22 protein-coding genes are annotated in these 26,372 nt (G+C 70.8%); 10 read left to right on the forward strand and 12 right to left on the reverse strand.

All coding sequences use genetic code 11. The annotated features are described in order from the left end of the window. The first annotated feature begins 66 nt into the window (after positions 1-66). The 8 genes from B6R96_RS10830 to B6R96_RS10865 all read left to right on the forward strand — a co-directional run bounded on the left by B6R96_RS10830 (position 67) and on the right by B6R96_RS10865 (position 10,351). Positions 67-3,711: a sensor histidine kinase gene (locus tag B6R96_RS10830; protein WP_081522359.1), complete on the forward strand. Its 3,645-nt coding sequence runs from the start codon at positions 67-69 to the stop codon at positions 3,709-3,711. A 9-nt stretch (positions 3,712-3,720) separates the two neighbouring features. After that, positions 3,721-4,134 (forward strand): roadblock/LC7 domain-containing protein, encoded by a 414-nt coding sequence (locus B6R96_RS10835; RefSeq protein WP_030708442.1) that lies wholly within the window; start codon positions 3,721-3,723, stop codon positions 4,132-4,134. Between the two features lie 152 nt (positions 4,135-4,286). Beyond that, the gene (locus B6R96_RS10840; RefSeq protein ID WP_030037344.1) at positions 4,287-4,679 is read left to right on the forward strand and encodes a DUF742 domain-containing protein; all 393 of its coding nucleotides are present in this window, start codon (positions 4,287-4,289) and stop codon (positions 4,677-4,679) included. Next, positions 4,660-5,241, forward strand: coding sequence for a GTP-binding protein (locus tag B6R96_RS10845; RefSeq protein WP_046776286.1), 582 nt, complete (start codon positions 4,660-4,662; stop codon positions 5,239-5,241). The genes B6R96_RS10840 and B6R96_RS10845 overlap by 20 nt, the downstream gene beginning before the upstream one ends. Before the next feature lie 293 nt (positions 5,242-5,534). Beyond that, on the forward strand, positions 5,535-8,726 hold the full coding sequence (locus tag B6R96_RS10850) for a nitrate- and nitrite sensing domain-containing protein (RefSeq protein ID WP_030386450.1): 3,192 nt from the start codon (positions 5,535-5,537) through the stop codon (positions 8,724-8,726). A gap of 10 nt (positions 8,727-8,736) precedes the next feature. Then, positions 8,737-9,150 (forward strand): roadblock/LC7 domain-containing protein, encoded by a 414-nt coding sequence (locus B6R96_RS10855; protein ID WP_030037347.1) that lies wholly within the window; start codon positions 8,737-8,739, stop codon positions 9,148-9,150. A gap of 93 nt (positions 9,151-9,243) precedes the next feature. Beyond that, positions 9,244-9,786 (forward strand): DUF742 domain-containing protein, encoded by a 543-nt coding sequence (locus B6R96_RS10860; protein WP_030386451.1) that lies wholly within the window; start codon positions 9,244-9,246, stop codon positions 9,784-9,786. Beyond that, a complete protein-coding gene (locus B6R96_RS10865) occupies positions 9,767-10,351 on the forward strand; it encodes a GTP-binding protein (protein WP_007266770.1) in 585 nt (194 codons plus the stop codon). Before B6R96_RS10860 ends, B6R96_RS10865 begins: the two co-directional genes overlap by 20 nt. A 217-nt stretch (positions 10,352-10,568) precedes the next feature. Here B6R96_RS10865 and B6R96_RS10870 read toward each other — a convergent pair whose 3' ends face one another. Together B6R96_RS10870 and B6R96_RS10875 are read right to left on the reverse strand one after the other, a co-directional pair. After that, the gene (locus B6R96_RS10870) at positions 10,569-10,769 is read right to left on the reverse strand and encodes an acyl-CoA carboxylase subunit epsilon (RefSeq protein ID WP_030390885.1); all 201 of its coding nucleotides are present in this window, start codon (positions 10,767-10,769) and stop codon (positions 10,569-10,571) included. A gap of 23 nt (positions 10,770-10,792) precedes the next feature. Beyond that, on the reverse strand, positions 10,793-12,376 hold the full coding sequence (locus B6R96_RS10875) for an acyl-CoA carboxylase subunit beta (protein WP_030390884.1): 1,584 nt from the start codon (positions 12,374-12,376) through the stop codon (positions 10,793-10,795). Between the two features lie 275 nt (positions 12,377-12,651). Here B6R96_RS10875 and B6R96_RS10880 point away from each other — a divergent pair, with 275 nt between their 5' ends. Further along, positions 12,652-13,272, forward strand: coding sequence for a YceI family protein (locus tag B6R96_RS10880; RefSeq protein WP_053701531.1), 621 nt, complete (start codon positions 12,652-12,654; stop codon positions 13,270-13,272). Positions 13,273-13,307: 35 nt separating this feature from the next. Here B6R96_RS10880 and B6R96_RS10885 read toward each other — a convergent pair whose 3' ends face one another. The 6 genes from B6R96_RS10885 to ureA all read right to left on the reverse strand — a co-directional run bounded on the left by B6R96_RS10885 (position 13,308) and on the right by ureA (position 20,880). Continuing rightward, on the reverse strand, positions 13,308-14,669 hold the full coding sequence (locus B6R96_RS10885; RefSeq protein ID WP_081522360.1) for a hypothetical protein: 1,362 nt from the start codon (positions 14,667-14,669) through the stop codon (positions 13,308-13,310). Positions 14,670-14,745: 76 nt separating this feature from the next. Beyond that, positions 14,746-16,374, reverse strand: coding sequence for a citramalate synthase (gene cimA / locus B6R96_RS10890; protein ID WP_037861932.1), 1,629 nt, complete (start codon positions 16,372-16,374; stop codon positions 14,746-14,748). Positions 16,375-16,713: 339 nt separating this feature from the next. Next, complete coding sequence (locus B6R96_RS10895) at positions 16,714-17,334, reverse strand: TetR/AcrR family transcriptional regulator (RefSeq protein ID WP_053169424.1); 621 nt, start codon at positions 17,332-17,334, stop codon at positions 16,714-16,716. 40 nt (positions 17,335-17,374) lie between these two features. After that, entirely contained in the window at positions 17,375-18,409 is a 1,035-nt protein-coding gene (locus tag B6R96_RS10900) for an agmatine deiminase family protein (RefSeq protein WP_081522361.1), read from the reverse strand. Between the two features lie 30 nt (positions 18,410-18,439). Next, positions 18,440-20,122, reverse strand: coding sequence for an urease subunit alpha (locus tag B6R96_RS10905; protein ID WP_081525060.1), 1,683 nt, complete (start codon positions 20,120-20,122; stop codon positions 18,440-18,442). Positions 20,123-20,169: 47 nt separating this feature from the next. After that, positions 20,170-20,880, reverse strand: coding sequence for an urease subunit gamma (ureA, locus tag B6R96_RS10910; protein WP_081522362.1), 711 nt, complete (start codon positions 20,878-20,880; stop codon positions 20,170-20,172). Positions 20,881-21,037: 157 nt separating this feature from the next. Between ureA and B6R96_RS10915 the strand changes: the two genes are divergently transcribed. Then, a complete protein-coding gene (locus B6R96_RS10915) occupies positions 21,038-22,462 on the forward strand; it encodes a cytosine permease (protein WP_053704980.1) in 1,425 nt (474 codons plus the stop codon). Between the two features lie 73 nt (positions 22,463-22,535). Here the strand turns inward: B6R96_RS10915 and B6R96_RS10920 are convergent, their stop codons facing one another. The 4 genes from B6R96_RS10920 to B6R96_RS10930 all read right to left on the reverse strand — a co-directional run bounded on the left by B6R96_RS10920 (position 22,536) and on the right by B6R96_RS10930 (position 26,272). Further along, on the reverse strand, positions 22,536-23,621 hold the full coding sequence (locus B6R96_RS10920) for a branched-chain amino acid aminotransferase (RefSeq protein WP_030386788.1): 1,086 nt from the start codon (positions 23,619-23,621) through the stop codon (positions 22,536-22,538). Between the two features lie 225 nt (positions 23,622-23,846). Beyond that, on the reverse strand, positions 23,847-24,887 hold the full coding sequence (locus tag B6R96_RS10925) for a 3-isopropylmalate dehydrogenase (RefSeq protein ID WP_030386789.1): 1,041 nt from the start codon (positions 24,885-24,887) through the stop codon (positions 23,847-23,849). A 114-nt stretch (positions 24,888-25,001) separates the two neighbouring features. Further along, positions 25,002-25,130, reverse strand: a complete 129-nt coding sequence (locus tag B6R96_RS38525) for a hypothetical protein (protein WP_257789491.1) — start codon at positions 25,128-25,130, stop codon at positions 25,002-25,004. Between the two features lie 260 nt (positions 25,131-25,390). Continuing rightward, positions 25,391-26,272 carry a LysR family transcriptional regulator gene (locus B6R96_RS10930; RefSeq protein ID WP_081522363.1) on the reverse strand — a complete coding sequence of 294 codons (882 nt, stop codon included), beginning with the start codon at positions 26,270-26,272 and terminating at the stop codon, positions 25,391-25,393. Positions 26,273-26,372 lie beyond the last annotated feature (100 nt).

A 26,372-nucleotide genomic window follows, 5' to 3' on the forward strand; every position in this document is an offset into this window, starting at 1 on the left:
CCCCACGACTCGACACCGTCCCACCGGTCGCCCGGCGGGACGCCTGGTCCAGAGGTTGCGACGCTAGTGCAGGGACGATTCAAGAGGGATGGCAGCGCTGCGGCGGAGCAGGAGCCGCGCGGCGGGACCGACCGTGGCTCCTCGCCCCAGCACGCCCAGAACCGCGGGCCGGCTGTCGAAGGCGCAGGCCCCGACACCTCCGCCGCGGTGAAGGCGAAGGGCCGTGGGAAGTCCGTCAAGGCCCGGGTCAAGGCGAAAGCCGGATCCGTCGCGCCTGCCGGACCGGCTGAGCAGGACGTGGCGATACCGAAGGCCCCCAGTGGGCCCGGTTCCCGCCTCGCCATGCAGAACTGGCGCATCAGCACGCGACTGGTGTCGCTGCTGACCCTGCCGGTCGTCGCCGCCACCACGCTCGGTGGTTTCCGTATCAACGACTCGCTCAACGACATCGCGCAGCTGGAGCACATGCAGCTGCTGACGACGATGACGCGGCAGGCCACCAACCTGGCGGCCATGCTCCAGGAGGAGCGTGACCTCTCCGCGGGTCCGCTCACCCTCTCCAGGGGCAAGACCACCAGCAGCGTCGACAACGCCCGCAAGCTGACCAACACCGCCGCCGAGTCCTTCGCCGCCGCGACCGACAAGGTCGACAGCACGGGCGAGAAGGACGAGACGCTCAAGTCGATCCGCAACAACGTGCTGCAGATCGGCCGCCAGCTCACGAACATCGAGACGATCCGCGCCAAGGCGTACGTCAACGGTGCCCAGCAGACCGTCAGCGAGTACAACTCGCTCATCGTCTCGCTGCTCTCCCTCTCCCAGGACATGGCGCAGGCCACCTCCAACCCGGAGATGATCAAGCGCACGCGTGCTCTGGCGGCCTTCTCCGCCGCCAAGGAGTACGCCTCCATCCAGCGCGCGATCATCGCCGCCTCGCTCCCGGACACCAACGAGCGCCAGGGTGAGCTCAAGGAGAACGACCGTCTGTACGCCCTCTCCGCCCAGAAGGGCGAGCAGCAGGCGAAGACGACGTTCGAGCTCGTCTACCAGGGCAAGACCGAGGAACTCCTCGCGGGTCTGGGCGACAGCAACTCCGAGATCTCCAGCGCCGACCACTACGCGCGCCGCGTGCTGGCCAGCCAGGACGCCTTCCTGCGCGAGAAGAACCGCTCGTGGCTCGACTGGTACGACGCCGACGGCACCAAGCTCACGGCCATGAAGGTCATCGAGCTGACCCTGCTCGAGGAGATGGAGCAGAAGGCCCGTGAGCTGAAGAACGAGGCCCAGCAGGACGCCATCATCAACGGTGCCCTGATCCTCCTCGTCCTCGGTGTCTCCCTCGTCGGCGCCTTCGTCATGGCCCGCTCGATGATCCGCTCGCTGCGCCGCCTTCAGGACACCGCGACGCGGGTCGCCCAGGACCGGCTGCCCGAGCTCGTCAAGCAGCTGTCCGAGTCCGACCCGCAGGACGTGGACACGTCCGTGGAGTCGGTCGGTGTGCACACCCGCGACGAGATCGGCCAGGTGGCCGCGGCATTCGACGACGTGCACCGCGAGGCCGTCCGACTCGCCGCCGAGCAGGCCCTCCTGCGAGGCAACGTCAACGCGATGTTCACCAACCTCTCGCGCCGCTCGCAGGGCCTCATCCAGCGTCAGCTCTCGCTCATCTCCGAACTGGAGTCGCGCGAGGCCGACCCGGACCAGCTGTCCTCGCTCTTCAAGCTCGACCACCTCGCGACCCGCATGCGCCGTAACGGCGAAAACCTCCTCGTCCTCGCGGGCGAGGAGCCGGGCCGCCGGTGGACCCGCCCCGTCCCGCTGGTCGACGTGCTCCGTGCCGCCGCCTCCGAGGTGGAGCAGTACGAGCGGGTCGAGCTGTCCTCGGTGCCCGGCACCGATGTCGCCGGCCGCGTCGTCAACGACCTCGTGCACGTCCTCGCCGAGCTGCTGGAGAACGCCACCTCGTTCTCCTCCCCGCAGACCAAGGTCAAGGTCACCGGTCACGCGCTGCCCGACGGCCGCGTGCTCGTCGAGATCCACGACACCGGTATCGGCCTCTCCCCCGAGGACCTCGCCGCGATCAACGAGCGACTCGCGTCGCCGCCGACCGTGGACGTCTCCGTCTCCCGACGCATGGGTCTGTTCGTGGTCGGCCGCCTGTCCCTGCGACACGGCATCCGGATCCAGCTGCGCCCCTCCGACTCGGGCGGTACGACGGCCCTCGTCATGCTGCCGGTGGACGTCGCCCAGGGCGGCAAGAAGCCGGCTCCGATGGCGGGCCAGGGCGGTCAGGGCGGCCCCGGCGGGGCTCCGGGCGCGCCCGGCGCCCAGGGTGCCGTGGCCGGTCCCGGTGCACGCCCGTCCGTGGGCTCGGGCCCGCAGCGCGGCCAGGTCGCCGGAGGCGGCCAGCGCGCGGCCCTGCCGGGCCGCGACGGCGGTGCCGGCCAGCGTCCGCAGGGCCCGCAGGGTCCGCAGGGCGGTCGTCCCCAGCAGGGTGGTCCCGGTGCTCCCGGTGGCCGTCCGCAGCAGGGTCCGACCACCACGGGCCAGGGCCAGGGTGCCTTCGGTACCGGTGCGCCGCTGCCGACCCGCGGTCCGGTCGCCAGTGCCGGCTTCGGTGGCGGCCCGCAGGCCCGTCCGGCTGCCGGTCCCTCCGGATACCCGCAGGGCAACGGCTTCGAGCGGCCGCAGCCTCCTCAGCAGCAGAACCAGCAGCCCCAGCAGCCGGCCGCTCCCGCGGCTCCGGCGCCGGGCGGCCCCCGCCCGCAGCTGCCGCCGCGCGGTGGCGCCGCGCGTCCGGAGCTCCCCGGCCCGCAGGCCACCAGCTGGGGCAGCGACCAGGCCCGCGGCCACGACGAGCTCTCGGGCCCCGGCTCGACGGCCGAGTTCGCCCGCCCGGACTTCAACGCCCCGATGCCCCAGGCGGACGGCGGCAACAGCACGACCGGCCAGTTCGAGCGTCCGGACGTACGCGGCCCGCTGAACCCCTCCACCACCGGACAGTTCGAGCGCCCGGGGTACCAGCCCCAGCGCCCGGGCGGCCCCGGTGTCGGCGGGTACGCCCCGCAGCAGCCCCAGGCTCCGCAGGCCGGCGACGCGTACGCACCCGTACCGCCCGCGCGCCCCGAGGCTCCGCGGCTGCCGCAGGGCCACCGGCCGGAGGCACTGCCCCCGGCGCAGAGCTCCGGTGACGCCCGCAGCCCGATCTTCGACACGCTGGAGTCGAACTGGTTCCGCGAGGAGGGCCAGCAGGCCCCCGCGCAGGGACCGTCCACGGCGATACCCCAGCAGGGCCAGCAGCAGCCGCAGTCCGCTCCGGCGGCCCCGCAGCAGCAGCCGCTGCCGCAGCGCGGCCAGGAGCAGGCGGCCGAATCCGCCGTCACGGCGACCGGCGTCACGCCGACCGTCAGCTGGCGGTCCTCGCCGAACGACGAGCTGATGCGCCAGGCCGAGCGCGTCCGTCAGCCCGCCGCCGGCGGCATCACGACCTCGGGGCTGCCCCGCCGGGTCCCGCGGGCGAACCTCGTGGCCGGCACCGCGCAGCAGCAGTCCGAGGCGCAGGCGGGTCCCCAGGTCTCGCGGGCGCCGGACGATGTCCGTGGCCGTCTGACCAACCTCCGACGCGGTATCCAGCAGGGCCGTCAGGCCGGCAACAACGGACCGGCGACCGGCAGTTACCACATCGACCCCACTTACCAGCAGGAGCGTTAGTTGAGTTCGATGAGCCAGGCGGCACAGAACCTGAACTGGTTGATCACCAACTTCGTGGACAACACCCCCGGGGTGTCCCACACGGTGGTGGTCTCCGCCGACGGACTCCTTCTGGCGATGTCCGAAGGTTTCCCCCGCGACCGCGCCGATCAGCTGGCGGCCGTGGCCTCCGGACTGACCTCGCTGACCGCCGGTGCCTCCCGCATCTTCGAGGGCGGCGCCGTCAACCAGACCGTTGTCGAGATGGACCGGGGATTCCTCTTCCTCATGTCCGTCTCGGACGGATCCTCGCTGGCCGTACTGGCGCACCCCGAGTGCGACATCGGCCTCGTGGGTTACGAGATGGCCCTTCTGGTGGATCGCGCGGGCAGTGTCCTCACTCCGGACCTGCGCGCCGAACTGCAGGGAAGCCTGCTCGGCTGACTTCCCAATCTCCCGGCCGGACGGTACTACCGGCCGGGGGATCGGGGCCCCGCCCCGAAATCCAGTACCCCCGCCAGGCCGTCATACCGTTCCCCCCACCGGCCGCCCCGTCAGACGGCACGCTGACCACTGCTGTCCAGCCCGGAGGATCAATGACCCCGCCCCCCGCCTATCCCGATGCGTACGGAGACTCGTACTCGGAAGGCGATCAGCCGCTGGTGCGTCCGTACGCGATGACCGGCGGCCGGACCCGGCCCCGCTACCAGCTCGCCATCGAGGCGCTGGTCAGCACCACCGCCGATCCGATGCACCTGTCAGGCCTGCTCCCGGAGCACCAGCGCATCTGCACCCTGTGCCGCGAGGTCAAGTCGGTCGCCGAGGTCTCCGCACTGCTGTCGATGCCGCTCGGTGTCGCCCGGATCCTCGTCGCCGACCTGGCGGAGGCCGGAATGGTGGCCATCCACCAGCCGGGCAATGGAGAGGCCGGCGGCACGCCGGATGTAACGCTGCTCGAAAGGGTGCTCAGTGGCCTTCGGAACATCTAGCGGAGCGGCTCCCCGCTCCACCACCTCCGCGAAGATCGTGGTGGCGGGCGGCTTCGGCGTGGGCAAGACCACGTTCGTCGGAGCCGTGTCGGAGATCAACCCGCTGCGCACCGAAGCCGTCATGACCAGCGCCTCGGCCGGGATCGACGACCTCACCCACACCGGTGACAAGACGACCACCACGGTCGCCATGGACTTCGGCCGCATCACCCTCGACCAGGACCTGATCCTGTACCTCTTCGGTACGCCGGGCCAGGACCGCTTCTGGTTCATGTGGGACGACCTGGTCCGCGGCGCCATCGGTGCGATCGTGCTGGTGGACACCCGCCGTCTCGCCGACTGCTTCCCGGCGGTCGACTACTTCGAGAACAGCGGCCTGCCGTTCGTCGTGGCCCTCAACGGCTTCGAGGGCCACCAGCCCTACACGCCGGAGGAAGTCCGCGAGGCCCTGCAGATCGGCCCCGGCGCTCCCATCATCACCACCGACGCCCGCCACCGCGCGGACGCCAAGAGCGCGCTCATCACGCTCGTGGAGCACGCCCTGATGGCGCGGCTCAAGTAACACGGTTTCAGTTGTCGCGCGGGAGGGGCGGGCTGTGTCATACGACACGGCCCGCCCCTGTCGTTCATAACGTTTCGACAGAGAATTGCAGCCATTTGGCAACGGGGTGCGTTCGCCTGGTACCACTGCGCGCACAACTGCCCCTATTTTTGCCGCAGGACGCTCTTTATGTCCGATTTATGTGGGGCATAAGGTTCTGCGAATGGCCGGTTTCAACTGTTTGGAACACGGCCGTTAACCGTGCTGGAATTCAACGAACTAGCTAGTAGCACCGCCGAGAGGTTGTTGGTCGAGTGAGGCGAAGCATCGCAAGCCCCGCGGATGAACCCGCGCGCGGCAACTTCACCCCGCCGCCGCGAGCGGCCGCGTCGCCCGTCGACGTGCCCGTGGAACCACCCGCGAGCAGCGGGAGCAGCAGCAGGTTCTCGCCCCGCAACTGGCGTGTGCCGACGCGTCTGAACGCCATCCTGCTCGTGCCGGCCCTCGTCGGCCTGGTCATGGGCGGCTTCCAGGTGAAGGGGTCCATCGACACCTGGAACGAGGCCAAGGACGCGGAGAAGATAGCCACGGTCGTCCAGGCGGCCTCGGGCTACAGCCAGGCACTGCTCAACGAGCGTGACCTGACCGCCGAGCCCCTCCTGAACGGCCAGACCAAGGACCCGAAGGTCACCAAGGCCTACGAGGACACCGCCGCGGCCAAGGAGAAGTTCGACAAGGCCGTCCAGGGCATGCCGAAGAACCTCGGCCTGGAGCGGCGTCTGGACCTCTTCCGGGCGGAGGAGCCCAAGCTCGCGCAGGTGCGCGACAAGGCGTACCTCGCGGCGGTCGAGACCCCCAAGAAGAACCTTCCCGTCTCGGCCGGCCCGATCCCGACCGAAGAGGGCTATGTGCTGGTCCAGCACTACCTCATGCAGTTCGCGAACGAGCTCGGTCTCGGCACCGGCAACGTGACCTCGTACGGCCGCATGGTCTACGCGATCCAGCTGGCCAAGGCGGCGAACTCGCTGCAGCGCGCCGTGGGTACCCACCTGCTGGTGCGCCCGAGCGCGGACGAGCCCACCCGCAAGGCCCAGCTCGTCGCCTTCTCCTCCTATGCCTACCTCGAGGAAATCGCCATCGGCGAGTACGTCGCGGCGGGTACCGAGGACGACGTGAACCGCCTGAAGGCGGTCATGGCCAAGAAGTCCGAGGAGGGCGCGGCCAAGCTCGCCGACGCCAAGCACCAGGCCGAGCTGGCCGGTGCCCGCTTCCAGCCGCCGCCGGAGCTCAACAAGTCGCCGCTCCTCGGCATGACCGACGCGATCGCCAACAGCGAGAGCAAGAAGAAGCTGGCCGAGACCGGGACGACCCCCGCGTTCTGGCAGGCCGCCGCCACCGCGAAGTTCGACGGCTACGACGAGGTCGAGAAGGAACTCCTCGACAAGGCCGTCAAGGACGCCGTCGCGGTCTCCGACGAGGCCCGCACGGACGCCATCGTCAACGGCGCCATCGTGGTCGTGGCCCTGCTCGCCGCCTTCATCCTGGCCGGCATGATGGCCCGCCAGATGGGCCGTGCGATGGCCCGTCTGCGCAGCGCCGCCTTCGACATCGCCGAGCAGCGCCTGCCGATGCTCGTCGACCAGCTCTCGCGCACCGACCCCGGCAAGGTGGACACCCGTGTCCACCCGATCCCCATCGACTCCCAGGACGAGATCGGCGAGGTCGCCCGCGCCTTCGACCAGGTCCACCGGGAAGCGGTCCGGCTCGCCGCCGAGCAGGCCCTCCTGCGGGGCAACGTCAACGCGATCTTCACGAACCTCTCCATGCGCAACCAGTCGCTGATCGAGGGCCAGCTGACCCTCATCACCGACCTGGAGAACAACGAGGCCGACCCGGACCAGCTGGAGAACCTCTTCCGCCTGGACCACCTGGCCACCCGTATGCGCCGCAACGGCGAGAACCTCCTCATCCTCGCGGGCGAGGAGCCGGGCCGCCGCTGGGACCAGCCGGTGCCGCTCGTCGACGTGCTGCGCGCCGCCTCCTCCGAGGTGGAGCAGTACGAGCGCATCGAGCTCTCCGGGGTCTCCGACGCCGAGATCCACGGCCAGGCCGTGACCGACCTCGTGCACCTGCTCGCCGAGCTGCTGGAGAACGCCACCACGTTCTCCTCCCCGCAGACCAAGGTCCGCGTCAACGCCACGCGTCTGCCCGACGGCCGCGTGATGGTGGAGATCCACGACAAGGGCATCGGCCTCACCGCCGAGGACTTCGCGGACATCAACCACAAGCTGGCCAACCCGCCGACCGTGGACGCCGCGATCTCGCAGCGCATGGGTCTGTTCGTGGTCGGCCGGCTGGCGGACCGCCACAGCATCCGCGTCCAGCTGCGCCCCTCGGGCGAAGCGGCCGGCACCACCTCGCTGATCATGCTCCCCGACGCCATCACCCACGGTGGCGGTGGCGAGGGCATTCCGGACGACGACTTCACGGTCTCGCAGATCATTCCGGAGCAGCAGGCCCAGCTGGCCGCCCCGCTGCGCACCGCCGCCGAGCTCGGCTTCGACGACTCGCGGTACGACCAGCAGGGCGCCGACGGCTTCCCGGCCGACCCGGTCGGCCGGTCGCTGGGCCAGCAGGAGCGCCGGGCCGCGCTGGCGGCCCAGGTGGGTTACCCGCAGGAACAGCAGCAGTACCCCGCCCAGGACTATCCGGAACCCCAGCCTGAGCACGGGTACCAGGAGTACCAGGGCTACGAACAGCAGTCCGAGCAGTCGTACGACACCTCGTACGACGCCCAGCAGGCGCAGCAGGCCCAGCAGGGCTACGAGGCGTACCCGCAGCAGGACTACGGCTATACGGAAGACGGCTACCCGGACCAGCAGCCGGCCCCTCAGGGCTACGACAATGGCTTCGATGCCAGGTCGGAGCAGGCCGAGTGGCCCGAGCAGAACACGTATCCGGCTGCCTACCAGCAGAATTACGGGACCGAATCGGAATCCCAAGCCGTCCCCGAACCGGCCCCGGAGCGCGTAGGCTTCGACCGTCCGGGCGCCGCCGCCGACACCGGTCACACGATGACCGGAGCGGGCCTGCCGCGACGCGGCAGCCAGCAGCAGTGGCCGTCCGGGAAGCAGGAAGCGGAGTCCACCGGATCCCTCTTCGAACAGCGGTCGCCGCGTCAGCAGCAGCCCGCCGAACCGGAGCGGTCCCCGGAGGAAACTGAAGGCACCGCCGCCTGGCGTTCGCGCAACGACGAACGCTGGCAGCAGGCCGGAAAGCTCCGTGAGCCGAAGGCGGGCGGGGTCACCCCGTCCGGTCTCCCTCGGCGCGTGCCCAAGGCCAACCTGGTCGAGGGCGCAGCGGAGACGACCCCGCAGGGCGGCCCCCAGGTCTCCCGCGCTCCGGAGGACGTCCGCGGCAGGTTGAGCAACCTGCGGCGCGGTGTCCAGCAAGGACGCAGCGCGGGTTCTGAGCAGTCAAGTAACAGCTATGACCAGGAGCGTTAGTGTGAGCCCGATGAGCCAGGCGGCACAGAACCTGAACTGGTTGATCACCAACTTCGTGGACAACACCCCCGGGGTGTCCCACACGGTGGTGGTCTCCGCCGACGGCCTTCTTCTGGCGATGTCCGACGGATTTCCGCGCGACCGCGCCGATCAGCTGGCGGCCGTGGCCTCCGGTCTGACCTCGCTGACCGCCGGTGCCTCCCGCATCTTCGAGGGTGGCGCCGTCAACCAGACCGTGGTCGAGATGGACCGGGGATTCCTCTTCCTCATGTCCGTCTCGGACGGATCGTCCCTCGCCGTGCTCGCGCACCCCGAGTGCGACATCGGCCTCGTGGGTTACGAGATGGCCCTTTTGGTGGATCGCGCGGGCAGTGTCCTCACTCCGGATCTGCGCGCCGAACTGCAGGGAAGTCTTCTCAACTAGCAGACAGGCAGTGCGTTTCGCGCCATCGCACCATAGGGTGCGGTGGCGCGGTTCCACAGGGAGTACTGCGTACTTGGAGTCGGAGGAGGAAACGTGACAACACCCGGAGGACATCCTTATGGCGGCGCGCAGCAGCCGCAGGGTGGGCACGACCAGAACCGCTTCAACTTCCCCTCCGCGCCGAGCCGGCCCGTGCCGGAGCAGAATCCCTACCAGCAGCAGCAGTACGGAAACCCCCAGATGCCACCTCCGCAGCAACCGCCGCGCGCCGCGCGGCAGCCGGCTCCGAAGGCGCACAACCCGCTGGTGCGTCCGTACGCCATGACCGGCGGCCGTACTCGGCCGCGCTACCAGCTCGCCATCGAGGCGCTGGTCAGTACCACGGCGGATCCCGCGCGTCTGCAAGGGCAGTTGCCCGAGCACCAGCGCATCTGCCGCCTGTGCCAGGAGATCAAATCCGTAGCGGAGATCTCGGCACTTCTCTCCATTCCTCTTGGTGTCGCCCGCATCCTCGTCGCCGACCTGGCGGAGGCGGGCCTTGTCGCCATTCACCAGCCCGGCGGCGACGAGTCTGCCGGTGGCCAGCCAGACGTGACACTGCTCGAAAGGGTGCTCAGTGGACTTCGCAAGCTCTAACGGCGGAGCGGCTCCCCGCTCCACCACCTCCGCGAAGATCGTGGTGGCGGGCGGCTTCGGCGTGGGCAAGACCACGTTCGTCGGCGCGGTCTCCGAGATCAACCCGCTGCGCACCGAAGCCGTCATGACCAGCGCCTCGGCCGGGATCGACGACCTCACCCACACCGGTGACAAGACGACCACCACGGTCGCCATGGACTTCGGCCGCATCACCCTCGACCAGGACCTGATCCTGTACCTCTTCGGTACGCCGGGCCAGGACCGCTTCTGGTTCATGTGGGACGACCTGGTCCGCGGCGCCATCGGCGCCGTCGTCCTCGTGGACACCCGCCGTCTCGCCGACTGCTTCCCGGCGGTCGACTACTTCGAGAACAGCGGCCTGCCGTTCGTCATCGCCCTCAACGGCTTCGACGGGCACCAGCCCTACACGCCGGAGGAAGTCCGCGAGGCCCTGCAGATCGGCCCGGACGCCCCCATCATCACCACCGACGCCCGCCACCGCGCGGACGCCAAGAGCGCGCTCATCACGCTCGTGGAGCACGCCCTCATGGCGCGCCTGCGGTAGTTCGTGCGCCGCACCCCGACAGGCCCCTGTGTCACGACGCGGGGGCCTTCGTGCGTTCCGGTGCCGGTACGCGGTGCAGCGCGGGCGGCGGTAGGTGCGCCCGCGGGCACGGGGGCACGGGGGCACGGGGGCACGGGGGCACGGGGGCACGGGGGTACGGGGGTACGCACAAGGCCCCGCACCCTGGACGGGTGCGGGGCCTTCGGGGCTCGGGAACTCAGCCCTGCCAGCTGTGCGGGGCGCGGAAGCCGGGCGTGCGCTCCAGGCGGCGCCAGCCGGCCTGGCGGGGCACGCTGACCGGGGTCTCCTCGGGCGTGGCGGCCGCGCGGGCGAGCAGGATCGCGGTGATCGCGGCCAGCTCCTCGGGGGCGGCGTTGCCCTTTTCGACGCGCAGCAGGGTGTCAGTGGCGGTGGTCATGTGGTGGCAGGTCTCCTTCGCGGTTACTGCGGCGGGTTGCCGTGCTTGCGGGACGGCAGATCGGCGTGCTTGTTGCGGAGCATCGCGAGGGCGCTGACGAGCACCTCGCGGGTCTCGGCGGGGTCGATGACGTCGTCGACGAGGCCGCGCTCGGCCGCGTAGTACGGGTGCATCAGTTCGGCCTTGTACTCCTTGACCATGCGGACGCGCATGGCCTCGGGGTCCTCGGCGTCCGCGATCTGCTTGCGGAAGATGACGTTGGCCGCGCCCTCGGCGCCCATCACCGCGATCTCGTTGGTCGGCCAGGCGTAGGTGATGTCGGCGCCGATGGACTGGGAGTCCATGACGATGTACGCGCCGCCGTAGGCCTTGCGCAGGATCAGCGAGATCCGCGGGACGGTGGCGTTGCAGTACGCGTACAGCAGCTTGGCGCCGTGGCGGATGATGCCGCCGTGCTCCTGGTCGACACCGGGCAGGAAGCCGGGGACGTCGAGCAGGGTGATGATCGGGATGTTGAAGGCGTCGCACATCTGCACGAAGCGTGCGGCCTTTTCGGAGGCCTCGATGTCCAGGACACCGGCCAGGTGGCCGGGCTGGTTGGCGACGATGCCGACGACCTGACCGTTCATCCGGGCCAGGGCGCAGATGATGTTGCGGGCCCAGCGCTCGTGGATCTCCAGGACGTCGCCCTCGTCGACGAGCTCCTCGATGACCTTGAGCATGTCGTACGGGCGGTTGCCGTCGGCGGGCACCAGGTCCAGCAGGACCTCGCTGCGCCGGTCGGCGGGGTCGCTCGTCTCGTGGACGGGCGGGTTCTCGCGGTTGTTGGAGGGCAGCATCGAGATGAGGTAGCGGACCTCGGAGATGCAGGTCTCCTCGTCGTCGTACGCGAAGTGCGCGACGCCGGAGGTCTCGGCGTGCACGTCGGCGCCGCCGAGGCCGTTCTGGGTGATCTCCTCGCCGGTCACGGCGCGGACCACGTCCGGGCCGGTGATGAACATCTGCGAGGTGTCCCGGACCATGAAGACGAAGTCCGTGAGGGCCGGGGAGTACGCGGCGCCACCGGCGCAGGGGCCCAGCATGACGGAGATCTGCGGGATGACGCCCGAGGCCTTGGTGTTGCGCTGGAAGATGCCGCCGTAGCCGGCGAGCGCCGAGACGCCCTCCTGGATACGGGCGCCGGCGCCGTCGTTCAGGGAGACCAGCGGGGCACCGGCCGCGATGGCCATGTCCATGATCTTGTGGATCTTCGTGGCGTGGGCCTCGCCGAGGGCACCGCCGAAGATGCGGAAGTCGTGCGCGTAGACGAAGACCGTGCGGCCCTCGACCGTTCCCCAGCCGGTGATGACACCGTCGGTGTAGGGCTTCTTGTTCTCCAGGCCGAACCCGGTCGCCCGGTGGCGGCGGAGCTGCTCGACCTCCCGGAAGGAACCTTCGTCGAGGAGCAGCGCGATGCGCTCACGGGCGGTCAGCTTGCCCTTGGCGTGCTGGGTCTCGGTCGCGCGGTCGCTGGGGCCGCGCCTCGCCTGCTCGCGCAGGGAGTGCAGCTCGGCCACGCGCCCACGGGCGTCCGTCGGCTCGCTCGGGGTCTGGTCCACAACGGTCATGTACCGACCTTACGAAGATCGCGATGAAAAACCTCCGTTCATTCCGCACAGTCTCGGGAGTCTTCCGCTGTCCGGCCCGCACAGTACGCCCGGGGGATGTAGGGACTCCGCCAGACGGGGCACTCCCGCGTTGTGGGACCTTCACAAATTGAGCTGACACCCCGCCTAGATGTTGAAATTTGAACGGAATGGGTCTAGCGTCGTTCCCGTTGAAGTCGTTGAACATTCAACAGACAGTCGGTCGATCCGACCAGCACACCATCGAGGAGCACATCATGGGAATCTTCACCCGCCGCAACCAGACCGAGAACGACCAGAACGGCGCCGCCGTCGCCACCCTGGAGGTCGACCCCGCGCTCGCCGCCCTCACCGGTGACTACGCCATCGACCCGGCGCACAGCAGCATCGGCTTCACCGTCCGGCACGCCATGGTCACCAACGTCCGCGGTGCCTTCACCGAGCACGAGGGGACCCTGCACCTGGACGGCGCCGACCCGGCCCGCTCCACCGCCACCATCGAGGTCAAGATCGCCTCGGTCGACACCGGCATCGCCGACCGCGACGCCCACCTGCGCAGCGGTGACTTCTTCGACGCCGAGGCCTTCCCCCTGATGACCTTCCGCTCCACCACCGCGGCCACCCTCGGTGGGGACACCTACCGCATCACGGGCGACCTGACGATCAAGGACGTCACCCGCCCGCTCTCCATCGACCTGGAGTTCAACGGCTCGGCCACCGACGCCTACGGCAACGAGCGCGTCGGCTTCGAGGGCTCCGCCGAGATCCTGCGCTCCGACTGGGGCCTGACGTGGAACGCCGCGCTGGAGGCCGGCGGCGTGATGGTCAGCGACAAGGTGAAGCTGACCTTCGACATCTCCGCCATCAAGCAGGCCTGACGCCGGACGCCCCGACGCCCGGAACCCGGGGGCGGCTAGAAGCCGCCCCCGCCGTCGAACCCGCCTCCCCCGTCGAATCCGCCTCCGCCGCCGAAGTCCCCGCCCCCGAAGTCGGACGGGTTGAAGTCGGCCCCGGAGACGTCCCCGCCCTCGAAACCGCTGCCCATGCCGCCGCCGTAGTCCGCGGCGTAGGCCGGGCTGGACATCATCGAACCGAGCACGGTGCCCACGAGCAGGCCGGGCAGGATGCCGCCGCCGAAGTAGCCGCCCGCCCAGGGACCGTACGCCGGGCCCGCGTCGTAGTACGGCCGCGGCCCGTGGTCGGTCTCGACCGTGCGGACCGCCGGGTCCAGACCGTCGCGCAGCCGTACGGCGTCCGCCGTGCAGACCGGCACGGTACGGGCGGCCCCGCCCGCCGGGGCCCAGGAGGCGTCCTGCGTGCTCGGCCCGTGGCGCGGGTCGAAGAAGCAGGGCGCGCGGCGCTCGGGCAGCGGCCTGCCCTGCCGGCGCGCATCCAGGGTGGCCAGCGCGAAGCGGCCGTCCTCCAGCGCCTGCGTGGCGCCCTTGACCTCGTCGGGACGCTGCACCGAGGCCATGATCTGCTTGGCCCTGTCGTACGAGTCGAGCCCCTGCTCGTAGTCCCGCCGCATCGCATCGTCGGCGCCGGGCTCGCCCGGGTGGAAGTCGAGCCGCTCCAGCTCCTCGCCGAAGGCCGTGATGTCCTCGTCCACGACCACGCCCAGCCGGGCGATGGCCTCGCGCCTGGCCTCTTCCTTCTTCTTGCGGTTGCGGCGGACCAGCGCGTACGCACCGCCGCCGCCCACCACGGCCACCGCGCCGAGGGCGACCAGCCCGCCGACCGGGACGCCCTCGTCGGCGCCGGTGGTCCCCCAGGAGGCGGGAGCGACGCCGTCGACCTGGGTCAGGGCCTGGTCCACGAAGTTGTTGAGCTGCGTGTTCGCGTCCACCGGAGTGCCGGTCTTGACGGCCTCGGTGAGGTTGCGCACCGCGTTCGCCGGCATGACCGCCTTGTCGGCGCCGGCGTTGAAGCCGTCACCGAGCCGGATCGCGTAGAGCCCGGTGATACCGGTCTCGGCACGGACGGCTCCGAGCACCTTGTCCGCGGGGAACTCCGCGGTGGCCGGCAGTACGGCGACGAAGACCGGCTTGCCGGCGTCCTCGATCTTCTTGGTGAGCGCGTCCGCCTGGGCCGCCGACAGCTGCGCCTCGGCCCCCGGGGCGACGTAGACCGGGCCCTGCTTGAGGGCCTCCCCCACGGCGGCGACCCCGGTGGCCGCCGAAGCCTGCGGCGCGGCGACGAGGATGGTCGTCGCCAGCGCCAGCAGAAGCCCGGAGAGCAGCGGTCCGAAGCGTACGGATATCAGCCTGGTCCTCATATCCATGACGCTACCGGAACCGGTACTTTCCCGTGTGAGCTGGACATAAGGGAGCGGGGCGCGCGGGCCCGGCGGGCTACTCCGCGGGTTCGACGCCCGCGTGCAGCAGGCCGTAGGTGAACGCGTCCTCCAGGGCCTGCCAGGAGGCCGCGATCACGTTCGGGGCCACGCCGACCGTGGACCACTCGCGTTCGCCGTCCGTCGTCGCGACCAGCACGCGGGTCGTGGACTCCGTGCCGTGCGTGCCCTCCAGGATGCGGACCTTGTAGTCGACCAGCTCGAACTTGGCGAGCTGCGGGTAGAACCGCTCCAGCGCCACCCGCAGGGCCCGGTCCAGCGCGTTGACGGGGCCGTTGCCCTCCGCCGTCGCGACGATCCGCTCGCCCTTGGCCCACAGCTTGACCGTGGCCTCGTTGGCGTGGGTGCCGTCCGGGCGGTCCTCGATGATCGCCCGCCAGGATTCGATGCGGAAGTACTTGCGGGCCCGGCCCTCGGCCTCGGCGCGCAGCAGCAGCTCGAAGGAGGCGTCGGCCGCCTCGTACGTGTAGCCCTGCAGCTCCCGCGCCTTGACCCGTTCCACGACCCGGGAGATCAGTGCGCGGTCCCCGCCCAGGTCGACGCCGAGCTCCTTGCCCTTGAGCTCGATGGAGGCGCGGCCGGCCATGTCGGAGACCAGCATCCGCATGGTGTTGCCGACCCGCTCGGGGTCGATGTGCTGGTACAGGTCCGGGTCGACCTTGATGGCCGAGGCGTGCAGGCCCGCCTTGTGCGCGAAGGCGGAGACGCCGACGTAGGGCTGGTGCGTGGAGGGGGTGAGGTTCACGACCTCGGCGATGGCGTGCGAGATCCGGGTCATCTCGGCGAGCGCCCCGTCGGGGAGCACCTTGCGCCCGTACTTGATCTCCAGCGCGGCGACGACGGGGAAGAGGTTGGCGTTGCCGACGCGCTCGCCGTAGCCGTTGGCCGTGCACTGCACGTGCGTGGCGCCCGCGTCGACCGCGGCCAGCGTGTTGGCGACGGCGCAGCCGGTGTCGTCCTGGGCGTGGATGCCCAGGCGGGCGCCGGTGTCGGCGAGGACGGTGGCGACGGTGGCGGTCACCTGGGCGGGCAGCATGCCGCCGTTGGTGTCGCAGAGGATGACCACGTCGGCGCCGGCCTCGTGAGCGGCGCGTACGACGGACTTGGCGTACTCGGGGTTGGCGCGGTAGCCGTCGAAGAAGTGCTCGCAGTCGACGAAGACGCGGCGGCCCTCGGCGACGAGGTGGGAGACGGTGTCGCGGACCATCTCCAGGTTCTCTTCCAGGGTGGTGCGCAGGGCGAGTTCGACGTGGCGGTCGTGGGACTTGGCGACGAGCGTGATCACCGGGGCGCCGGACTCCAGCAGGGCCCGCACCTGCGGGTCCTGGGCGGCCGAGCCGCCGGCGCGCCGGGTCGCGCCGAAGGCGACCAGCTGGGCGTTCTTGAACTGGATCTCCGCACGGGCGCGGGCGAAGAACTCGGTGTCGCGGGGGTTGGCGCCGGGCCAGCCGCCCTCGATGAAGCCCACTCCGAAGTCGTCCAGATGCCGGGCGATCGTCAGCTTGTCGGCGACCGTGAGGTTGATGCCCTCGCGCTGGGCGCCGTCGCGCAGGGTGGTGTCGAAGACGTGGAAGCTGTCGTCCAGGCCTTCTGACAGCACGGTTGCCGCCTCTGGTGTCGTCGTCATGCTGATCTGACTCCTGTCGGATGAGTGGTTCCGGATGCCCGCCAAAGGGGCAGGCCGCCGTCACTGCCCCCATCATCGCGCGCAGTCGGGTCCCGGTCGGGATGGTCCGGGAAACGAAAAAACCCCTCGCGGGTAGCGAGAGGTCTGCGCGCGGGTCCGAGGCACGGTGGCCGCTTCCGCGAAGTTCTTCCGCGGTTCAGCGGCCACTGGGGACCGGCGCGCTGCTGGCGATAATCATGAGCTGAGCAGGCACGCTCGCAGTGTGCCACACCGCCGGCCGCGGATGGACAGGGATCTCAGCATGCGGGCAGCGACCGCCGGGCCCCCGGAAGAGACGGCCTAGGTCCGGGGGGAGAGGGTCTCCGTCAGGAATTCCCTCACGTGGGTGAGGATCGCCGTGCGGTCCAGGGTCGGCAGGCCCACCGCCAGCTGGATGCTGAAGCCGTCGAGCAGGGCGCGGATCCGGGTCGCCACGCGTTCGGCGTCCACCGGGCGGAACTCCCCGCGCGAGATGCCCTCGGCCAGCAGGGCCACCAGGTCGCGGTGCCAGGCGCCCTCGATGGCCGCCTGCCGGTCGCGTTCCTGGGGGCCGGCGTTCTGGGAGCGGTTCCAGACCTCCAGCCACAGCGTCCAGTGCGGGTCGCGGGGCTGCGTGGGCACGTACAGGTCCACGTACGCCTGGAGGCGCTCGCCCACCGGTCCGCGGCGGGCGAGCAGGGCCCGCCGCGCGCTGCCCAGTTCCGCCTCGCTCCACTCCAGGGTCTGCAGGAGGAGCTCGTCCTTGCTGCGGAAGTAGTAGAGGAGGTGGCCGCTGCTCATGCCGACCTCGCGGCCCAGTCCGGCCATGGTCAGGCCTTCCAGTCCGCGTTCGGCGATCGTGGCCATGGCGGCGACGAGTACGTCCTCGCGCGGGGGCGCGTTCTTCCGCGCCGCGCGTACCGGTACTCCACCCGCCACCATGGACCCACTCCTTGTCGGTCGGCTGCCGGTCGTCTGCGGATCAGACCTTCGGCTGCTGCTGGGTGATGCAGTGGATACCGCCACCCCCGGCGAAAATCGTACGTGCGTCAACGAGTGTCACGGTCCGCTCGGGGAACAGTCCGCGGAAGATCTCGGCGGCCTCTTCGTCGCGCGGGTCGTCGAAGGCGCACAGCACGACGCCGCCGTTGCAGAGGTAGTGGTTGATGTACGAGTAGTCCACCCACTCGCCGTCCTCCTCCAGCACGGTCGGCGCCGGGATCTCCACGACCTCCAGCTGCCGGCCCCGGGCGTCGGTGGACGCGCGGAGGATGGCCGCGATGGTCTTGCAGCGCTCGTGGTCCGGGTGGGCCGGGTCGGGCTGCGTGTGGACCATGACGACGCCGGGACGGGCGAAGGCGGCGACGATGTCGACGTGGCCCTGGGTGCCGTAGGTGCCGTAGTCGCCGGCGAGGCCGTACGGCAGCCAGATCGCCTTGGTGGTGCCGAGGTGGGCGTGGATCTCGGCCTCCACCTGCTGGCGGGTCCAGCCGGGGTTGCGGCCCTCGCCCAGCTGCACGGTGTCGGTGAGCAGTACGGTGCCCTCGCCGTCGACGTGGATGGCGCCGCCCTCGTTGACGAGCTCCGTGCTGTACGTACGGGTGCCGATCACGTCCGAGACGTGCCGGGCGATCTTCGCGTCGTGGTCCCAGCGGGCCCACTCCTGGGCGCCCCAGCCGTTGAAGGTCCAGTCGACGGCCGCGAGCTCGCCGGCGTCGTTGGTGACGAAGGTCGGCCCGATGTCGCGCATCCAGGCGTCGTCGAGCTCCTGCTCGACCAGTTGTACGTCGTCGCCCACGATCGCGCGGGCGCTCTGCGCGTCGCCGGGCGAGACCACGAGGGTCACCGGCTCGTACGTGCGGACCGCGCGGGCGACGGCGCCCCAGGCCTCGCGGGCGGCGGCGAGCTCCTGCGCGTTGGTGAAGGTCGGGTTGGGGCTGGGCCAGGCCATCCAGGTGCGCTCGTGGGGCGTCCACTCGGCGGGCATCCGGAAGCCGTCGTTCACAGGCTTGGTCATGGCAGGCAGGTCCTTACGGGCTGTGCTGACTTACAGGAAGTACAGGCGGTTGAGGGAGACCGATTCGGCGGCTTCGGAGCGCAGCGGTTCCCCGTCGAGGGAGACCAGCCCGCTGCGCGCGTCCACATCGACCGCGCCCACCCGGGAGTTGAGCAGGAGGTCCTTGGGGCCGATGCCCCGGGTGCCGCGGACCGCGACGCGGCGCCGACGGGTCGGCATCTCGTCGCTGCCCAGGGCGGCGGCCGCGGCGGAGACGAAGGCGACGGAGATGTCGGCGGCCGTGGCCCCGTACGAGCCGAACTGCGGTCCGAGGAGCAGGGGTTCGCAGGTGTCGGTGGCGGCGTTGGGGTCGCCGGTGACGCCGTAGGCGGGGAATCCGGACTTCAGGACGAGCTGGGGTTTGGCGCCGAAGAACGGGGGGCGCCACAGGACGATGTCGGCGAGTTTGCCGACCTCGATGGAGCCGATCTCGTGGGCGAGGCCGTGGGCGAGGGCCGGGTTGATGGTCAGCTTGGCGATGTAGCGCAGGACGCGGGCGTTGTCGTCGCCCTCTCCGTCGCCGGCCATCGGGCCCAGCTCGCCCTTCATCTTGGCGGCCATCGCGAAGGTGCGGCGGATCGTCTCACCGGCCCGGCCCATGCCCTGGGCGTCGGAGGAGGTGATGCCGATGGCGCCCAGGTCGTGCAGGACGTCCTCGGCGCCCATCGTCCCGGCACGGATCCGGTCGCGGGCCATCGCGGCGTCGCCCGGGAGGTCGGGCTTCAGGTCGTGGACCGAGACGATCATGCCGTAGTGCTCGGCGACCGCATCCCGCCCGAACGGCAGCGTCGGGTTGGTGGAGGAGCCGATGACGTTCGCAACGCCCGCCATCTTCAGCACGTTCGGCACATGCCCGCCACCGCAGCCCTCGATGTGGAAGGCATGGATCGTCCGCCCGTCCAGCACCCGCAGGGTGTCCTCCACGGACAGGCACTCATTGAGGCCGTCGCTGTGCAGGGCGACCTGCACGTCGTACTCCTCCGCCACCCGCAGCGCCGTATCCAGCGCCCGGGTATGGGCGCCCATGTCCTCGTGGACCTTGAAGCCGGACGCGCCGCCCTCGGCGAGCGCCTCCACGAGCGGGGCGGCGTCCGAGGAGGAACCGCGGGCCAGGAACCCGATGTTGACGGGCCACGCGTCGAAGGCGTTGAAGGCGTGCTTCAGCGCCCACGGGGAGTTGACGCCGACGCCCCAGACGGGGCCGAACTCCTGGCCGATGATCGTCGTGACGCCTGCGGCGAGGGAGGCTTCCATGATCCGCGGGGAGAGCAGGTGGACGTGGGTGTCCACGGCCCCGGCGGTCGCGATCAGCCCCTCCCCCGACACGATCGAGGTGCCGGTGCCGACGACCACGTCGACGCCGTCGAGGGTGTCCGGGTTGCCGGCCCGCCCGATCGCATGGATCCGGCCCTCACGGATACCGATCGACACCTTGCGAATGCCGAGGACGGCGTCGATGACCAGGACATTGCTGATCACCACGTCACAGGTCTCGCGCACCGCGGCGGCCTTCAGATGCAGCCCGTCACGCGCCGTCTTCCCGAAACCCGCCAGGAACTCGTCACCCGGCTTCTGCGCGTCGTGCTCGACGCGCACGGTCAGCCCGGAGTCACCCAGCCGCACCCGGTCCCCCGCCCGGGGGCCGAACACGGACGCGTACTCGTGCGGATCGATGTGCCGGCTCCCCGGCGCACAGTGGTCGCTGTGCGGGGTCTTCTTGCTCACGCCCGGTCTCCGTCCTCGTGTTCGGCGGCCACGCCCAGGTAGCCGCAGGCCGCCGCACGGCGCAGGGCCTCTTCCCTCGCCCCGGGGGCGTCCAGGGGTCCGTCCACCAACCCGGCGAAACCGACCGCGATCCGGTCGCCGCCGATGGGGACGAGGCCGACCTCGCCCTCCCCGTGGGGGTCGAACCGCACGGACGAGCCCGCCGGGACGCACAGCCGCATGCCGTAGGCCGCGGCCCGGTCGAAGTCGAGCCGCGGGTTCGCCTCGAAGAAGTGGAAGTGCGAGGTCACGCTCACCGGCACGGCAGCGGTGTTGCGGACGCGCAGGTGCACGACCGGCTCCGGCTGCGGGGCGCCCGGGCCGGGGACGACCGCGCCCGGCGCGTCGTCGCCGAGGGGGACCGCTCCCTGGATGGGGGACGAGACCACCGCGAGACGGGATCCGTCGTCGAAGACGGCCTCCACGTGCACCTCGGCGACCACGTCGGCGACGCCCGGCAGGACATCGCCCGGGCCCAGCACGCTGCGGGCCTCCTCGATGGCCTCGGCGAGCCGCTTGCCGTCGCGCGCCGCCTCGCAGATCGTGTCCGCGATCAGCGCGGTGGCCTCCGGGACATTGAGTTTCAGGCCACGGGCCCGCCGGGCCCTGGCCAGCTCCGCAGCGCTGCGGAGCAGCAGCCGGTCGCGCTCCGTAGGGGTCAGCCGCACGCCGATCCACCACCTCTTGAGTCGATGGGTTAGAGCATCACTCTAACTCTTCATTTCGTTGCAGGGAATCATTGACCTGGGACCAGCCCTTGGGTCACATTGAGTGTCGCTCAAACAAAAGCGCAACCACCCCCCGCCCTGCCAAGGGAGTCCCCCCATGCCCATCGAACAGCGCGGAGTCGACACCATCCCCGAGGACGAGCGGACGAGCGGTCCCCGTGACTTGATCTCGATCCTTCTCGGTTCCAACCTGTGCCTCGGTGTGATCGTCTTCGGCTGGCTGCCCCCGTCCTTCGGACTGGGCCTGTGGCCCTCGGTCACCGCCATCGTGACCGGCACGCTCGTCGGTATCGCCTTCACCGCGCCGCTGGCGCTCGTCTCCCTGCGCACCGCGACCAACCTCTCGACCTCCAGCGGCGCACAGTTCGGCGTCCGCGGCCGGCTGGTGGGCTCGGTGGTGGGCCTGCTGCTCTCCCTCGGCTACACCGCGCTCACCCTGTGGATCGGCGGCGACGTGATGGTGGGCGCCCTCTCGCGCCTCACCGGACTGCCGGACTCCGGGGTCTCGCGGGCCGTGATGTACGGCGTCCTCGCCGCCTGTACGGTCGTCGCGGCCGTCTTCGGCTACCGGCTGCTGCTGCGCATGAGCAAGATCCTGACCGTCGGCATGGTGGTACTCCTGGCCGTCGGCGTCTTCGCCTACTCCGGGGACTTCACCACCGCCGCCCCGCCGGAGACCGCGTACCTGCTCGGCTCCTTCTGGCCGACCTGGATCCTCGCCGCCGTCGCCGCCGGGCTCAGCGGCCCGGTCGCCTTCATCACCCTGCTCGGCGACTACACCCGCTACATCTCCCCGCGCCGGCACAGCCCCCGCAAGGTGCTCCGCGCCACCGCCCTCGGCCTGCTCTTCGGCCTCCTGGTCCCGCAACTGTTCGGCACCTACACGGCGCTCGCCGCCCGGGCCGGGGCCGAGTACGCCGGGCCGCTGGTCGAGGCCGCGCCGTTCTGGTACCTGGTCCCGCTGCTCGCCGCCGCCGCCGGCGGCTCGGTGGGCAACGCCGGGCTGATGCTCTACTCGATGGGCCTCGACCTCGACGCGATCGTGCCCAGGGCCACCCGGACCACGGCCACCCTGGTCGCGGCGGCCGTCGCCACCGCCTTCGTCTTCATCGGCTCCTTCGAGTGGGACGTGCAGTCCGCGATGACCTCGTTCGTGCTGGTGCTGACCGCCATCGGCACCCCGTGGGCCGTGATCACCCTGATCGGGTACGTGCGCTGCCGCGGGCGCTACGACGCCGACGCGCTCCAGGTCTTCAACCGCCGCTCGGTGGGCGGGATCTACTGGTACCGCTCCGGCTGGAACGTCGCGGCAACCGCCTCCTGGGCGATCGGCGCGGGCGTCGGCCTGCTCGCCGTGACCACCCCCTTCTACGAGGGCCCGCTGCTCGCCCTCACCGGCGGCGTGGACTGCTCCTTCGTGCTCTCCGGCCTGACGGGAGGGCTCGCGTACGCCGGGCTCACCGCGCGCCGCTCCCCCGCCCCGGTCCCGGTGCTCCCCGCCGAGGAGCCGGCGAACGCCTGAGCGGCCCCGTACGTACGCAGGCCCGCGCCCCGGATGTCCGGGGCGCGGGCCTACTGCGTACGGCTCGCCGGGCCTAGCCCAGCGGGTGCATCCAGCCGTGGGGGTCGGCGCTGTGGCCGGTCTGGAGCTCCAGCAGCGCCTTGCGCAGGCGCATGGTGACCTGGCCCGGCTCGCCGTCGCCCTGGGTCCAGTTGGCGCGCTCGGACTTGACCGAGCCGACCGGGGTGATGACGGCGGCGGTGCCGCAGGCGAACACCTCGGTGAGGGTGCCGTTGGCGTTGTCGCGCTGCCAGTCCTCGGTGGTCAGGCGGCCCTCCTCGGCGGTGTAGCCGAGGTCGCGGGCGATGGTGAGGAGGGAGTCGCGGGTGATGCCGGGAAGGAGCGAGCCGGTGAGCTCCGGGGTGACGATGCGGTCGCCGTACACGAAGTACAGGTTCATCCCGCCCATCTCCTCGATCCAGCGGTGCTCGACGGCGTCGAGCCAGACCACCTGGTCGCAGCCGTGCGAGGCGGCCTGGGCCTGTGCGACGAGCGAGGCCGCGTAGTTGCCGCCGGTCTTGGCCGCGCCGGTGCCGCCCTTGACCGCGCGGACGTAGTCCTCGGAGAGCCAGACGGAGACGGGCTTGACGCCACCGGGGAAGTACGCGCCGGCGGGCGAGGCGATGACGATGAAGAGGAACTCGTTCGCCGGCCGGACGCCGAGGCCGACCTCGGAGGCGAACATGAAGGGCCGCAGGTAGAGGGAGGCCTCGCCGGAGTCCGGCACCCAGGCGCGGTCCTGCTTGATCAGCGCGTCGCAGGCCTCGATGAAGAGCTCGGTCGGCAGCTCCGGCATCGCCATGCGGCGGGCGGAGGACTGGAAGCGCGCGGCGTTGGCCTCGGGGCGGAAGGTGGCCACGGTGCCGTCGGGCTGGCGGTAGGCCTTGAGGCCCTCGAAGATCGTCTGCGCGTAGTGCAGCGTCATGTTCGCCGGGTCGATGGCGAGCGGCGCGTACGGGACCAGCTCGGCATCGTGCCAGCCGCGACCCTCGGTCCACTTGATCGTCACCATGTGGTCGGTGAAGTGGCGGCCGAAGCCGGGGCTGGCCAGGATCGCCTCGCGCTCCGCATCGGACAGCGGGTTCGAGGAGGGCTTGAGCTCGATCGTGGGCGTCGTCATGAGTGCTTGTCCTTCACCGGTTGTGTATGGCGGACCGCGCTCACGGCGTACTAGGACGTCCGAGCTTCCCCGCATTCCGCGGCCTCGCGTTCGATTATCGCGCGCGGGCAGGCTTCGGAGAAGCGGGGAGAGCGGCCCAGGGGAGATGGTGGCACCCGGGGCCGCACAGGAAAAGCCGCCGGGTCCCATTGTGACCCGGCGGCTTCCTGAGATGGAGCTGCCGGGTCAGCCGGCTACTCGCGCGGCGAGGGCGTCGCCGATCGCGTCGGTGGAGCGGAAGGTTCCGTCACGCTCCGCGAGGTCGGCGGTGACCGCGTCCTCGATGCGGGCGGCCTCGGCCTCGTGGCCGAGGTGGCGCAGCAGGAGGGCGACGGAGAGGATCGTCGCGGTCGGGTCGGCCTTGCCGGTGCCGGCGATGTCCGGGGCCGAGCCGTGGACGGGCTCGAACATGGACGGGAAGGCGCCGGTCGGGTTGATGTTCCCGGAGGCGGCGAGGCCGATTCCGCCGGTCACGGCGGCGGCCAGGTCGGTGAGGATGTCACCGAAGAGGTTGTCCGTGACGATGACGTCGAAGCGCTCGGGCTGGGTGACGAAGAAGATCGTCGCGGCGTCGACGTGCAGGTAGTCGGTGGTGACCTCGGGGTACTCCTGGCCGACCTTGTCGAAGATGTTCTTCCACATGTGGCCGGCGTACACGAGGACGTTGTTCTTGTGGACCAGCGTCAGCTTCTTGCGGGGGCGGGCGTTCGCCCGCTCGTACGCGTCGCGGACGACGCGCTCGACGCCGTACGCGGTGTTGATGCTGACCTCGGTGGCCACCTCGGCGGGGGTGCCGGTGCGCAGGCTGCCGCCGTTGCCGGTGTAGGGACCCTCGGTGCCCTCGCGGACCACGACGAAGTCGATCTCCGGACGGCCGGCGAGCGGGGTGGCCGTGTTGGGGAAGAGCTTCGACGGGCGCAGGTTGATGAAGTGGTCGAAGGCGAAGCGGAGCTTCAGCAGCAGGCCGCGCTCCAGCACGCCGGACGGGACCGAGGGGTCGCCGATGGCGCCGAGCAGGATCGCGTCGTGGTGCTTGAGTGCTTCGAGCTCGGCGTCCGGGAGGGTTTCACCGGTGCGGTGCCAGCGCTGGGCCCCGAGGTCGTACTGCTTGGTCTCCAGCTTCACATCCTGGGGCAGGACCGCGGTAAGGACCTTGAGTCCCTGAGCCACGACTTCCTGGCCGATGCCATCACCGGGGATCACTGCGAGATTGATGCTGGTCGACATGACGGAACCGTACTCCGTGTCCCAGCCCTCGGGCATTCTGCGTCCACCATGTGGACCAAGGTAGGTCGCGGTGGATCGGGGTGGACGCAGAACGCCCCGGGCGATGCGGGTGGGTCAGTGGCCGGTGGAGCCGCCGTTGTCACGGCGGTCGAGGGCCCGCTGGAGGGCGGCGGCGGCGTTCTTGCGGTCGTCGGCCGAGGCGGAGCTGTGGCGGACGCGGCGGGTGGCGGTGGAAGTGGTCATGGTGATCGACTCCTTGAGATCACGGCGTGGCGATGCCACGGATGAGGGGTTCCTTCAAGGCGCCGGAAGAGGCGGGGAGCAGTGCGCCGCAGGGGTTGCCTGCCAGGGGCGCGCGCTCTCGACCGCCATTCGCCGGATCGGCGAGACGTTCGGCTTCTACAAAGCTAGGGCAGGTCCCGTTGTATGTCTCGGCAATTACTCGGGCTTCCTACTATCTGAGACGCGAGGCCCCACGTAAGGCTCCGCCCCAAGGGTCCGTTTCACGCCTTCTCGGAGCGAAGTTCCCTGATCAGAGCCCTTACGACGAGAGTTGAAGCCGCTTCCGCCGTAGTGACGTATCCCACCTGTCTCACCGGCCCCCCGGGGCCCAGACCGGTGATGTCCACCGCCTCGGTGGCCTCCCTCAGCGACAGCTCGGGCATGATCGCCATGCCGAGCCCGCGGCCGACCATGGTCAGCACCATCGCATCGTCCTCCGCCTTCACCGTGGCCCGCGGGATCCAGTCCTGGGCCCGCCACCAGGAGCGCGTGTACGACCCGCAGTTCTCGTCCCAGTCCATCAGCGGCAGACCCCTCGGATCCGGGTGCCCGGCCGGGTGGACCAGGTGGTACGCCTCCTGCGCGAGCACCCCGGTCAGCAGGCCGGGCGGCGTGTCCTGCGAGCCGCCCAGCGTGGCGATGCCCAGGTCGGCGCGGCCCCCCGCCACTTCCCCGGCCGCGCCGGCGCCGATCTCGCGCACCACGCGGACCTCGGGGCGGATGCCCGGATGGCGGACCGCGAGCCGTTCCAGGGCGGGCGGCAGCAGATGCAGGGCCGCACTGCGGAAGGCGGCGATCCGCAGCACCCCCTCCACCGTGCCGCGGCCCGCGCCGCGCGCCTCCGCGCCCAGGACCTCGTACAGCCGCAGGATGCGGCGGCCGAGGGCGGCCGCCCGCTCCCCCGCCGGGGTGGGCGTGGCGCCGCCGCGGCCGCGCTCGAAGAGCACCGCGCCGACCTTGGCCTCGCTCGCGCGGACCGAGTGCGAGACGGCCGACTGGGTGAGGCCGAGCGCGACGGCGGCGGCGGAAAAGCCGCCGCTGTCCGCGACGGCGACCAGGATCCGCAGCTCCTGGGGCAGCAGGTCGGCCGCGCTTCGCGCCATGCGCGCTTCCACCTCGTTCTATGAGCGGTGTTCATGGATGGACGGCTTCCATGAACGCAACCCCCTGCCCGGGCCGCCCATTCCTTCCTAGCGTCGGCCC

The organism is Streptomyces sp. Sge12 (assembly GCF_002080455.1).
In the GTDB taxonomy this organism is placed as follows: domain Bacteria; phylum Actinomycetota; class Actinomycetes; order Streptomycetales; family Streptomycetaceae; genus Streptomyces.